General features: G+C 66.9%; 11 protein-coding genes. 5 read left to right on the top strand and 6 right to left on the bottom strand.

The annotated features are described in order from the left end of the window. Positions 1-15 precede the first annotated feature (15 nt). Genes fliI through fliF form a run of 4 tightly spaced genes read right to left on the bottom strand, consistent with a single transcriptional unit; the run spans position 16 to position 5,110 of the window. Positions 16-1,659, bottom strand: coding sequence for a flagellar protein export ATPase FliI (gene fliI / locus OKW44_RS30460; protein ID WP_018418747.1), 1,644 nt, complete (start codon positions 1,657-1,659; stop codon positions 16-18). After that, entirely contained in the window at positions 1,653-2,336 is a 684-nt protein-coding gene (fliH, locus tag OKW44_RS30465; RefSeq protein WP_026225504.1) for a flagellar assembly protein FliH, read from the bottom strand. Before fliH ends, fliI begins: the two co-directional genes overlap by 7 nt. Continuing rightward, positions 2,329-3,324 (bottom strand): flagellar motor switch protein FliG, encoded by a 996-nt coding sequence (gene fliG, locus OKW44_RS30470; protein ID WP_018418745.1) that lies wholly within the window; start codon positions 3,322-3,324, stop codon positions 2,329-2,331. Before fliG ends, fliH begins: the two co-directional genes overlap by 8 nt. Further along, positions 3,314-5,110 (bottom strand): flagellar basal-body MS-ring/collar protein FliF, encoded by a 1,797-nt coding sequence (fliF, locus tag OKW44_RS30475; RefSeq protein ID WP_018418744.1) that lies wholly within the window; start codon positions 5,108-5,110, stop codon positions 3,314-3,316. The genes fliG and fliF overlap by 11 nt, the downstream gene beginning before the upstream one ends. 236 nt (positions 5,111-5,346) lie before the next feature. Here fliF and fliE point away from each other — a divergent pair, with 236 nt between their 5' ends. From fliE to OKW44_RS30500, 5 genes are all read left to right on the top strand, one after another. Beyond that, complete coding sequence (gene fliE / locus OKW44_RS30480; protein ID WP_018418743.1) at positions 5,347-5,682, top strand: flagellar hook-basal body complex protein FliE; 336 nt, start codon at positions 5,347-5,349, stop codon at positions 5,680-5,682. Positions 5,683-5,937: 255 nt separating this feature from the next. Further along, positions 5,938-6,372 (top strand): flagellar export chaperone FliS, encoded by a 435-nt coding sequence (gene fliS, locus OKW44_RS30485; protein WP_026225503.1) that lies wholly within the window; start codon positions 5,938-5,940, stop codon positions 6,370-6,372. After that, positions 6,369-6,695: a flagellar protein FliT gene (locus OKW44_RS30490; protein ID WP_018418741.1), complete on the top strand. Its 327-nt coding sequence runs from the start codon at positions 6,369-6,371 to the stop codon at positions 6,693-6,695. Before fliS ends, OKW44_RS30490 begins: the two co-directional genes overlap by 4 nt. A gap of 106 nt (positions 6,696-6,801) precedes the next feature. After that, the gene (gene fliK, locus OKW44_RS30495) at positions 6,802-8,208 is read left to right on the top strand and encodes a flagellar hook-length control protein FliK (protein WP_018418740.1); all 1,407 of its coding nucleotides are present in this window, start codon (positions 6,802-6,804) and stop codon (positions 8,206-8,208) included. Then, positions 8,208-8,567, top strand: a complete 360-nt coding sequence (locus OKW44_RS30500; RefSeq protein WP_018418739.1) for an EscU/YscU/HrcU family type III secretion system export apparatus switch protein — start codon at positions 8,208-8,210, stop codon at positions 8,565-8,567. The genes fliK and OKW44_RS30500 overlap by 1 nt, the downstream gene beginning before the upstream one ends. Before the next feature lie 748 nt (positions 8,568-9,315). Here OKW44_RS30500 and OKW44_RS30505 read toward each other — a convergent pair. Beyond that, entirely contained in the window at positions 9,316-10,734 is a 1,419-nt protein-coding gene (locus tag OKW44_RS30505; RefSeq protein ID WP_018418738.1) for a coniferyl aldehyde dehydrogenase, read from the bottom strand. 109 nt (positions 10,735-10,843) lie between these two features. Continuing rightward, the gene (locus OKW44_RS30510) at positions 10,844-12,532 is read right to left on the bottom strand and encodes an isovaleryl-CoA dehydrogenase (protein ID WP_018418737.1); all 1,689 of its coding nucleotides are present in this window, start codon (positions 12,530-12,532) and stop codon (positions 10,844-10,846) included. Positions 12,533-12,628: the final 96 nt, after the last annotated feature.

Below are 12,628 nucleotides of genomic sequence, written 5' to 3' on the forward strand. Positions count from 1 at the left end.
TCAGCCTCCTCGGCCCTAGGCAAACAGCGCGTTCAGCATGTCGATGCTCGGCTGGAAGTTCGCGCACTCGCGAAAGCCTTGCTGCAGGAACGCTTCCATCCGCGGATACAGCGCGATCGCGCGATCGAGCACCGCGTCGCGCCCGCTCGAATACGCGCCGACGTTGATCAGATCGCGGTTACGCTGATAGCGCGACAGCATCTGCTTGAACATACGCGTTTTATTCAAATGGTTATCGTCGATCAGCGCGGTCATTGCCCTGCTAATCGACGCTTCGATATCGATCGCAGGGTAGTGGCCGGCTTCGGCGAGCGAGCGCGACAGCACGATGTGGCCGTCGAGAATCGCGCGCGCCGAGTCGGCGATCGGGTCCTGCTGGTCGTCGCCTTCGGTGAGCACCGTGTAGAACGCGGTGATCGAGCCGCCGCCCGCCGGTCCGTTGCCGGTGCGCTCGACGAGCGCCGGCAGCTTCGCGAACACCGACGGCGGATACCCCTTCGTCGCGGGCGGCTCGCCGATCGCGAGCGCGATCTCGCGCTGCGCCATCGCGTAACGCGTCAGCGAATCCATTAGCAGCAGCACGTGCTTGCCCTGGTCGCGGAAGTATTCGGCGAGCGAGGTCGAGTACGCGGCGGCCTGCATCCGCAACAGCGGCGACACGTCGGCCGGCGCGGCGATCACGACCGAGCGCGCCAAACCTTCCTCGCCGAGAATCTGTTCGATGAACTCCTTCACTTCGCGGCCACGTTCGCCGATCAGGCCGATCACGATCACCTCGGCGCTGGTGTAGCGCGCCATCGTGCCGAGCAGCACCGATTTACCGACGCCCGAACCCGCGAACAGCCCCATCCGTTGACCACGACCGACGGTCAACAGCGAGTTGATCGCGCGCACGCCGACGTCGAGCACCTTGTGAATCGGCTCGCGATTGAGCGGATTGATGACCGGCGCGGACAGCGGCGCGTCCTTTTGCGTGCCGAGCGGGCCGAGCCCGTCGAGCGGACGGCCCGATGCGTCGAGCACGCGGCCGAGCAATTCCCAGCCGACCGGCAGACGCTTCGCGCCCGCGAGCGGATCGGCGATCGGCGCGCTTTCGAGCGGAAAGACGCGCGCGCCGGGCAACAGGCCGATTACTTCGGTGGTCGGCATCAGGAACAGCTTGTCGCCGGAGAAGCCGACCACTTCGGCTTCGGCCATCGGCAGCGAACTGCCGGGCGGCAACTCGATCATCACTTCGGCGCCGACCGACAGACGCAGGCCGACCGCTTCGAGCACGAGACCGGCCGCGCGTGTGAGACGCCCGCACGCGCGCAGCGGCTTCGCGATCGCGTTGCGCGCGCGCAGCGCGTCGAGCTGGCCGCGCCATGCCTGCATGTGGGGATTGATGTCGAGCGCGGGATCGTAGGACGGCGCGTGCGGAGCATGAGCGGCGGAAGCACTGCGCGCAGCTTGCTCCGTCGCGGCGGACTCGCGGCTCGCCGCCGCGCCCGTCGCTGGATGTGAGCTCGCAGGAGCGAGCCATGCCGCATCCGGGGGCTCCGGAATACCAGCCGACTCGACATCGGCCAGCGCCTCGGCGCCGAACGACGCCAAGGCGAGCTCGCGTTCGAGCGGCGTCAGATCGCTCGCGCGGATCTCGTCGAGCGTCGGCTTCACCACGTGCTCACCTTGCCGAGCGCGGCGGCGACGCGCTGCCAGCGCGTGTCGATGCCCGCGTCGACCTCACCGGTGCCGGCCTGCGCGCGGCAACCGCCACGCTCAACCGATGCATCGGTGCGCACGGTCCAGCCGCGCGTTTGCAATTCTTCGAGCAGATACGCCTCGACGACCGGCAGATCGGCGGGACTCACGATCAGCGCCGGCGCGCCGGCGAGCGCGGGCTCGGCCGCGAGTACCTCGCGCGCGGCCGCGATCAGTGCGGTCGGGTCGTGCTGCACGTGCTGGCGCACGACCTGCTGCGCGATGTCGAGCGCGAGTGCGATCAGCGTTTCGGAGATCGCGTGCTGCGCGCCATCGAGCGCGCGCTTGAAGGTTTCGGCGAGCGCGGCGAGCCGCATCGCTTCCTCGCGCGCCTCGGTCTGGCCTTGCGCGAAACCCTGCGCATGCCCCTGGTCATAGCCCGCCTGATAGCCGAGCGCCTGGCCGGCCACATGACCGGACGCGACGCCCTGTGCATGCGCGGCTTCGCGGCGGTGCTCGAGTTCGGCTTCGAACGCGCGCTCGTCGAACTCGGGTTCGGCCGGCGGCGGCGCCGGCGGAGCCGGGTCGAACGACGCCATCTCCCAGCGCTGGTAGGCCGAGAGGCTTTCCTTTGCCGGGGCGTTCGGATCAGACATAGGCGTCTTCCGCCTTGCCGCCTAGAACGATCTGCCCGCTCTCGGCCAGGTTGCGCACGATCTGCAGGATGCGGCGCTGCTGCGTCTCGACTTCGGACACGCGTACCGGGCCGCGCGCGTCGAGGTCTTCGGCGAGCAACTCGGCGGCGCGCTGCGACATGTTCGACAGGAACTTCTGACGCAGCGCGGGCGCCGCGCCCTTCAGCGAGATGATCAGCGCTTCGGATTCGACTTCCTTCAGCAGCAGCTGGATCGCGCGGTCTTCGAGGTCGAGCAGGTTCTCGAACACGAACATCTGGTCGATGATCTTCTGCGCGAGCTCGGCGTCGTACTGGCGCACGTTTTCGATGACGCCTTCCTCGTGGTTGCTCGACATGAAGTTCAGAATCTCGGCCGCCGTGCGGATACCGCCCATCGGGCTGCGCTTCAGGTTGTCGCTGCCGGACAAGAGGCCGGTCAGCACGTCGTCGAGCTCGCGCAGCGCGGCCGGCTGGATGCCGTCGAGCGTCGCGATCCGCAGCAGCACGTCGTTGCGCAGCCGGTCCGTGAAACAGCCGACGATCTCCGAAGCCTGATCGCGGTCCAGATGCACGAGGATCGTCGCGATGATCTGCGGATGCTCGTTCTTGATCAGTTCCGCGACCGCCGCCGAATCCATCCACTTCAGGCCTTCGATGCCGCTCGTGTCGCTGCCCTGCAGGATCCGGTCGATGATCGCGCCGGCCTTGTCGTCGCCGAGCGCCTTGGTCAGCACGGAGCGGATGTAATCGCTCGAATCGAGCGACATGCCGGTGTGCTGCTCGGCCTCGCGCACGAACTCCTGCAGCACCTCGTCGACCTGCTCGCGGGTGACGTTCTTCAGCGCGGCCATCGCGACGCCGATTTTCTGAACCTCACGGGGGCCCAGAAACTTGAACACCTGCGCCGCCTCTTCCTCGCCGATCGACATCAGCAGCAGCGCGCTCTTCACTACGCCTTCAGCGCTCATCGGACACCCAGTTCTTGACGACGGTTGCTACGATCTTCGGATCCTGACGCGCGATGCTGCGCGCGAACTCCAGGTTCCGCTCGTATTTGTGCTTCGCGTTTTCGAGCGCGAGCTTCTCGCTATCCGCTTCGATTTCGACCACCGCGCCATCGCGCTCCTCGGCCGGGATGCCGTCGAGCAGCACCGGTTCGTCGGGCGCCATCAGCGCGGCAACCGGCTCGGGCGGCGGCGGGAAGGCGCGGCGCAACGCCGGCTTCACCATCACGAAGTAGAGGAACAGGGCCACCGCGCCGATGCCGAGGTACGTCGCGATCTGCTTGTACAGCGCGAGCATGTCGGGCGTGCGCCACCACGGCAGGTCGGCGTTCGGGTCGAGCTCGGTGGTAAACGCGCTGTTGACCACGTTGACCGAGTCGCCGCGCGACGCGTCGAAGCCCATCGCGTCCTTCACGAGCTGGGTGATTTGCGCGAGCTTGTCGGCGCTGACCGGCTGCATCGTCACGTGACCCTTCGGATCGACGACCCGCAGATAATTGACGACCACCGCGACCGACAGCCGGCGGATGCCGCCCATCGGCTGGTCGACGTGGCGCACGGTCTTGTCGAGCTCGTAGTTGGTGGTCGAATCCTTGCGGTCGCTGACCGGCGTCGTGGTGACCGAGCTCGCGCCGTTGCCCGCCACGATCGGCGCGGAGGCCGGCTGCGGCGGCTGGTTCGACAGCGCGCCCGGCACCCCCGAGGCGCCGCCTTGCGACATTTCAGTGGCGCTGCTCGACTGCTGGCTGCGGATCGCGGCCTGCTGCGGATTGCCGTTCGGGCCGTAGTTCTCCGAGGTCTGCTCGCTGTGCGAGAAGTCGATGTCGGCGCTGACCTGCGAGCGCGCGTTGCCGGCGCCGAACAGCGGCGCGAGGATCGTGTCGATGCGCTGCTGGGTGTTGCGCTCGATCTGCTGGCGAAACTTCAGTTGGGTCGCATCGAGCCCGCTGCCATTGGCGGGCTGCGTGAGCAGGTTGCCGTCCTGGTCGAGGATCGTCACGCCGCGCACCGGCATTTCCGGCACCGCCGAGGCCACCATGTGCGTAATCGCGACGACCTGCCCTTCGTCGAGCACGCGGCCCGGGTACAGGTTCACGAGCACCGCCGCCGACGGCGCTTCCTTGTCGCGCACGAACACGCTCGGCTTCGGAATCGCGAGATGCACGCGCGCCGATTTGACGCTCGAGATCGCTTCGATCGTGCGTTCGAGTTCGCCTTCGAGCGCGCGCTGATAGTTGATCTGCTCGTCGAACTGGCTGATGCCGAATTTCTGGTTGTCCATCAGCTCGAAGCCGACCGAGCCACTCTTCGGCAGCCCCTGCGATGCGAGGCGCAGGCGCATCTCGTGGACCTGCTCGGCCGGCACTAGGATCGCGCTGCCGCTTTCGGACAGCTTGTACGGAATATTGGCCTGCTGCAGCGCGGTGATGATCGAGCCGCCGTCGCGGTCGGACAGATTGCTGTAGAGCACCTTGTAGCTGGGCGCGCGCGACCACAGGAACAGGCCGGCGACGACCGCCACCAGCAGCGCGACCGCGAACACGAGCGGCGCGCGCGGGTTGCCGCGCATCTGCGCGAGTCCGGACAGACGCTGGCCGAAATTGCCGCCAATACCTCCCAGGCCGCCGAGGCCACCGAGGTCGGCCGTGCCGCCGGCCTGGCCGCTACTGGCCTGACCGGCAGCGGACTGCGCGCCGGCGAGCCCCATACGGGCGTCGGGGTTGATCAACGAGTTGGCTGACGAATCCATGCGTCGGGTTTCTCCGGGAAATGCCTTGGCGTTCTGCCGTGATGCCGCGCCGGGGCTCGGCGGACGGACAGAGACTTTCACTTTTGAAATTATCCGCAGCGCCGCTCAACCCGATTGCTTGAATAGAGCCGGGTTTTCCCTCTAGTTTCGGGACTTTCCGCGAGGAGCCGCTGCTATGCTTTCGTCCAGATCGGTACACCGTCCGGCGGTCCGATCGCACATCCAACGGAGATAACATGACCATGCCCGTGAACGCGCTATCGTCGGCGCTGCAACAGATGCAGGCGATGGCGGCGCAGGCGGCCGGCGACGCGACCCCGGCGGCGGAGCAATCCGGCGCGGCGACGCCCACCAACTTCGCGGCGGCGCTGAAGGCCTCGCTCGACAAGATCAGCGGCGACCAGCAGAAGGCGATGGGCGAGTCGCAGGCGTTCGAGCTCGGCGCGTCGAACGTGTCGCTGAACGACGTGATGGTCGACATGCAGAAGGCCAATATCGGTTTCCAGTTCGGCCTGCAGGTGCGCAACAAGCTGGTCGCCGCGTACAACGACATCGCGCAGTTGTCGATCTGAGCGGGATCGCGCAGGTCTGCTGAAAGACTGAATGAAGGTCCACACGAGTCCCGTCCGACGATCCGGCACGCCGCTGCCGGCGCTTGCGCCGGCGGCTTCGTGCCGTGTTTCCCGTGCCCGCCCAGCGGCGCCTTCGATCCTCCTTACACCGGACTAAAGCTTTGTCGTCGCGCATCCGATAACCCAAGTACAGGTCAGCAACCGGCGCGGCGACGCCACGACATAACCGCAGCCAGTATCAGAGGAGGAGCGCCGATGTTTTCCCAAGGACACGCTGGAGCCAACGCGTATGCGCGTGTCGGTATCGAGACATCCGTGATGGGCGCAAGTCCGCATCGTCTGATCGTGTTGCTGTACCAGGGCGCACGTCAGGCGATCGCGCAAAGCCGCATGCATTTGCAGCAGGGCAACGTGGCCGAGCGTGGCATGGCGATCAGCAAGGCGATCCGGATCATCGAAAGCGGGCTGCAGCAGTCGCTCAACCTCGAGGTGGGCGGCGAAATCGCCGAACGGCTCAATGCTTTGTACGACTATATGGCGCGTCGACTGTTGCAAGCCAATATCAATCAGAGCGAGGCGATGCTCGTGGAGGTGGACCGTCTGCTCGCGACGCTTGAAGAGGCATGGATCGGGATAGCCCCGGAGATCGCGCGGGTGGCAGCACAGCCAGCCGCGGAAAGCCTGAGATGACATCGAACGCAGAATATTTTGCCCGCTACGAGGCGGTTGCCGCGCTGTCCTGCCGCATGCTGATCGCGGCCCGTCGTGCACTGTGGAACGACCTGGCGCGCTTGCAGGAAGAGTATCGGCAGCTCGTCGAAGCGCTGCGCGAAGCCGACGTGGGCGTCAAGCTCGACGAGGCCGAACGCCTGCGCAAGTACGCGCTGATCCGCCAGATCCTCGCCGACGACGCCGCGATCCGCGACCTCGCGAATCCGTGCATGGCGCATCTGTCGGCGCTGTTCGCCGGCCGGTCGACGCGCGTGCTGAAGGAGTTGTACGGGGCGCGCTGAGCGCGAGCGGGCGCGCGCGTGAGCGGGCGCCACGCCGCACGCGTCTGAAGGATCGGAGCAATCAGAGCATCGCGCGCGTTGCCGCCGATGCGACCAAGGAACCGGCATGAACGGAATCGATTCGGCCCTCGCCTCGGTGCTGTCGAGCCGGGTCGACAGCCTGCTCAGCATCGCGCCGGGAACCGCGACCACCTCGCAGACCGGCGCGGCCGGCGTCGATACCGCGGTTCCCGCGGTGCCTGGGAACGTGACGCCCGCGCCCCAGTCGTCCGCGCAAACCGCGCTGTCGGCCGTCGCGCTGACGCTGAATGCGATTGCGCACTCAGGCGGCGAGGCCACACCGGCGGTGCTCGGCCGCGCGCCGATCTGGGCGGCCGCGCCGGCGCTCGACGTCGCCATCGAAAGCTTGCCGCTGACCGACGCGGCGGGCGCCGCACCAGTCAATTTCGCTGCCGGCGATTCCGCCGCTGCTGCCAACAGCAATACCAATCCCAACGCTGCCGCCAACGCAACCGCGGCCGCCACCGCGAGCGTGGCGGCGACCGAAGTGCCGGTCGCGGCGCTCGCGGCCGCGCTGCAACAGACGGTCGCCGACACCGGCCTGTTCTACGAGGCGCATCTCGCGGCGTGGCTGGTCGGCCAGCGTTCGCCGGCGCAACTGGCGAACGAGGCGCAGAACCAGCTCGTCGCGGATTCTCAATTGCCTCCCGACTGGAGCGCCGACGCTGGCGACGCGAGCGCGCGGTCCGCTTCGGCGAACGGCGCCCCCGATGCAACGCCACGCGGCGCGCCGAACGTTGCCGGGAACAACCCTGCCATGCACGCGATGCCGTCGATCCTGACCGCGCAGGCCGCGCGACTCGTCGCGGGTGAGCTGCTGGCCAGCTCGGTGTCCGACCTGAATGGCCAGTCCACACACGCGGGGCTGCACAGCGCGACGTCCCAGGCGGCCGATGCCGGCTCGTCGCAGAACGCGCAGGCGATGGCGGCGGCGGTGCATCCGGCGACGGTGCCGCTCGTGCGCCAGCAACTCGATCTGCTCGCGACCGGACAGTTCCGCTGGACCGGCGAGGCGTGGCCCGGCGCGCGTCTGGACTGGACGATCGAGCAGGATGGCGACGAATGGGACCGCAGCGGCGGCGGCCTCGCGAGCGAGGACGACCAGCCGTGGCGCACGCGCTTGACGCTGTCGCTGCCGACGCTCGGCACCGTCGATGCCGAACTGACGCTGACCGGCACGCGGCTGACCGCGCGCGTGCAGGCGAGCCCGCGGGGCGCCGCGCGGCTCGCGACGCAGGGGGAAGGTTTCCGTCAGCGGCTCGCGGCGGCGGGGATCGAGCTGCAGGGATTGACGATTCGCGAGATCGGCGGCGGTGTGCCTGGCACTAATGCGGCGGGTACCTCCGCGGCGGGTGCGCAGGCCGCGGGCGCGTATGCACGGTCGGCGTCGGCGGCTGTGGCCAAGTCGGCGTCGGGCGCTGCATCGCACGACGACTTCGATTGGGATATCTGATGAGCCGCACCCATCGTCGCGGCGCGGCTGCGCTTGTTTATGACGCTCATGGCGGTGAGCCCGCCCCGCGTGTGGTCGCCAAGGGGTATGGGCTGCTCGCCGAGATGATCGTTCAGCGCGCGAAGGAGGCTGGGCTGTATGTGCATGAGGCGCCCGAGATGGTGTCGCTGCTGATGCAAGTCGATCTGGATGCGCGGATTCCACCGCAGCTTTATCAGGCTGTCGCCGAGTTATTGGCCTGGTTGCATCGGCTCGAGAGTGGGGCTGATGCTGAGCCGGGCAATGGCGCTGGCGCGCCGGATGTGGTTGATGTTGTTGCTACTGATGTGCCTGGCGGTGCTAGTACTGCGGATCACTGAAGGTGTGTGGTTGCCCTTTGGCAGGGCGGGCGCTTTTTTGTCTTTGTTCTGGCGGTGTTGGCCTTTCCTTGCTTTGTTGTCGGTCTATTAGCGTTGCCCCTGTGCGGGGCGGCACCTACTTTCTTTGCTGCTGCAAAGAAAGTAGGCAAAGAAGACAGCTAAAACCGCTAGCTCATAAGCGGGTCCCTCGGTCTGCAGAAGGTAGTGGTGCATCTGGAATCCGTGCTCCCGCACATTCGGCGCCAGTGACAAGGCTGTCATTCTTCCGGCGGCGCTACGCGCGCCGAAACCCCGTTCCCAAACCACCGGTTGTTTCGGCGCATCGCCGAGGCGCAGCCGACGGCCCCCCCTGCGCGGGCCAAACCATTGGTTTCCCAGGCAGACCCGTCCGCGACGCACGTAGTGCGGAGTGGGAGGGATGACGGCCTTGTCACTAACGGGGAATGTGCGGGGGCACGGATTCCAGATGCACCACTACCCCTCCCAAGCCAGGGGACCCGCTTATGAGCTAGCGGTTTTAGCTGTCTTCTTTGCCTACTTTCTTTGCAGCAGCAAAGAAAGTAGGTGCCGCCCCGCACAGGGGCAACGCTAATAGACCGACAAGACAACAAGGAAAGGCCAAAAAAGCCCGAACAACGGAAAAAGCCCCGCCCCGCACAGGGGCAACGCTAATAGACCGATAAGTCAGCAAGGAAAGGCCAACAAAGCCAGAACAACGGAAAAGGCCTCACCCCGTCCAGGGGCTAAATCAGAACCTCATCATCAACTTCAACACCGCGTTGACGCGTCTACCGTACGGTGGCGAAATCAACCCGCGCGCATTCAACCGCGCCTGCACGAGCACGGGCTTCATCTTGGAAAAAGTAACGAACCCCTCGTACCCGTGGTACGCCCCCATCCCACTCGCCCCGACCCCGCCGAACGGCAAACTCTCACATGCCAGATGCATCAGCGTCTCGTTAACCGCCATGCCGCCGGCGATCGTTTCATGCGTGACACGCTCAACCGTCCGCGCATCGTCGGCATAGAGATAAAGCGCCAGCGGCCGCGGCCGCGCATTGATCCACGCGATCGCGTCATCGAGCGTGTCGTACGGCACGAGCGGCAACAGCGGCCCAAAAATCTCCTCCTGCATCAGCGCGCATTCGTCCGGCGCGCCAGTCACGGCGATCAGAGGAAAGCGCCGGCTCGCGGCATCGGGCGTCGCGTTGGTCAGCGCATGCAATTGCGCCCCTGCGGCCCGCGCTTCGTCGGCGAGACGTTCGAGCCGCTCGAAGTGCCGCGAAGAAATGATCGACGTGTAATCCGGGTTCTGCGCGAAGTCCGGATACATCCTCGCCATCCGCACGCGCGCCCGTTCGATGAACGCCTGCTCCTTGCCGCGCGGCACCAGCACGTAGTCAGGTGCCACACAGGTCTGCCCCGCGTTCAGCGTCTTGCCGGCGATCAGATTGTCGACCGCGTTGTCGAAACGCGCATGCGCGCCGATCAGCGCCGGCGACTTGCCGCCGAGTTCGAGCGTGACCGGCGTCAGATGCTCGGCCGCCGCGCGCATCACTTCGTGACCGACCTTCGTCGAGCCGGTGAACAGCAGATGATCGAACGGCAGCGCGCTGAACGCGGCCGCGAGCGCCGCATCGCCGTTGACGACCGCGACATGAGTGCGCGCGAACGTCTGACCGATCAGCAGCTCGAATAGCGCCGAGGTGCGCGGCGTCAGCTCGGACATCTTGATGATCGCGCGATTGCCGGCCGTCAGCGCGCTGATCAACGGGCCGACCGCGAGCAGCACCGGATAATTCCACGGCACGATGATGCCGACCACGCCGAGCGGCTGCGGCACCACCTTCGCGCGCGCCGGCAGCAGCCACTTGTTGGTGCGGCGGCGCTGCGCTTTCATCCAGCGCTTGCCGTGACGCAGCGCGGCGTCGATCTCTTCCTTCACAAGCAGGAATTCGGCGAGCAGCACTTCTTCCTTCGCGCGATTGCCGAAGTCCGCGTGCATCGCGTCGGCGAGCGCGTCGCGATTGTCGAGCATCAGCTTGCGCAGCGCACGCAGATGCGTCGCGCGCGTGTCCCACGACGGATACGGCGCGCGCAGATACGCATGACGTTGATCGCGCAACAGTGCTTCGAGCGCGGCGACCTCCGGCACATCGTTCTTCATGTGAGTCCACTCCCAGATGGATGACCGTGCGCGTCGAGCGCGCTTATATTGGTTTGAGGTTGAGTCGGAGTTGCGAGCGGTGCGCTCGGGGTTTGCGCGCCCGTCGCGTTTACCCGGGAAAGGCGCGCTCGACGATCGCCGCATGATCGAACGTGGCCGGCAGCGTGCCGTACACGCGGCCGCTTTCGCCGCAGCCGTCGGCGAGACGCGTCGCGATGAACGCGTCGGCGACCCCGGCGGGCGCGTGCTGCGCGAGCAGCGTCGCCTGCGCGATCAGCACGATCTGCTGCGCGATACGTCGTGCCGACGCCTCGCGCTGTTCGGCCGGTCCGTGCAGCGTCGCGGCGAGGCGCGCGAGTGCCGCGCCCAACGCCGGATGCGCGCGCGCGACGTCCTGCCAGGCGGCGAACAGCGCTTGCGCGGCCTGCGGCTCGCGCTCCATCGCGCGCAGCACGTCGAGGCACATCACGTTGCCCGAGCCTTCCCAGATCGAGTTGACAGGCGCCTCGCGGTAGAAGCGCGCCATCGGCCCGGTTTCGACGTAGCCGTTGCCGCCCCAGACTTCCATCGCCTCGCCGGTGAATTCGAGCGCGCGCTTGCAGACCCAGTACTTCGCGGCAGGCGTAACGATGCGCCGCCAGGCGCGTTCGGCCGATGAAGCCAACGACGCGTCGGCGGATTCCTCGAACGCGCGCGCGAGACGCATGAACAGCACCGTAGCCGCTTCGGATTCGAGCGCGAGATCGGCGAGCACGTTACGCATCAGCGGCTGCTCGGCAAGGTGCCGGCCGAACGCGCTGCGATGCCGCGCATGATGGACCGCCTGCACGAGCGCGGCACGCATCAGCGCGGCGCTGCCGATCACGCAGTCGAGCCGCGTGTAGCTCGCCATTTCGATGATGGTCGGCACGCCGCGTCCTTCGTCGCCGATCATCACGCCGTACGCGTCGAGAAATTCGACTTCGCTGCTTGCGTTGGAGCGATTGCCGAGCTTGTCCTTCAGACGCTGGATCTGCACTGCGTTCTTGCTGCCGTCCGGCGCGAAGCGCGGCACGAAAAAGCACGACGGCCCCTCGTGCGCGTCGGTGCGCGCGAGCACCAGATGCGCGTCGCACTGCGGCGCCGAGAAGAACCATTTATGACCGACGAGCCGGTAGGCGCCGCCGCGTCCGCCGGCACCGTCGAACGCATGGGCGTGCGTCCGGTTGCTGCGCACGTCTGAGCCGCCCTGTTTCTCGGTCATGCCCATGCCGATCATCGCCGAGCGCTTTTGCGTGAGCGGCACGTCGCGCGGATCGTGCTCGCGTGTGTACAACTGATCGCGCAGCGTATCGAACAACGTGGATTCGCGCTGCAACACCGGAATGCTCGCGAAAGTCATCGTCAGTGGGCACAGCGAGCCGGATTCGATCTGCGCATGCATGAAGTAGCCGGCGCAGCGCGCGGCCATCGCGCCGCTTCGCGGCTCGGCGAACGGAAGCGCGTGTAGCCCTTCGCGGCGCAGCAGCGCGAGCAGTTCATGCCACGCGGGATGGAACTCGAGCGCGTCGATGCGCTCGCCGCGCGGACTATGCGTGACCAGCTCCGGCGTATGGTGGTTGGCGAGCTCCGCGAGCGCGAGCGTGTCGGGCGTCGTCAGCGTCGCGCCGTGTCGCAGCAGCGCCTCGCGATGCCAGCTCGCGCCGTCGCGATCGACGGCTGCGCTCAAAGCGGCGTCGCTCGCGAACAGGTTGTAGTCCGCGAGCGGCGGTGCCTGATTCGTCACCTCGTGAGTCTGGCCGAAGCCGTGCCGTTCCATATGCTGTCTCCGTGCCTTCACTATTGTGCGCCGCTTTGCCGACGGCATCCGCGATGCGCTTCGACGCATCTGTTCGAGCGCCGCGCGTGATGCCGC

Origin of the sequence: Paraburkholderia lebeckiae, from assembly GCF_050436325.1 — a bacterium.
GTDB lineage: Bacteria > Pseudomonadota > Gammaproteobacteria > Burkholderiales > Burkholderiaceae > Paraburkholderia > Paraburkholderia tuberum.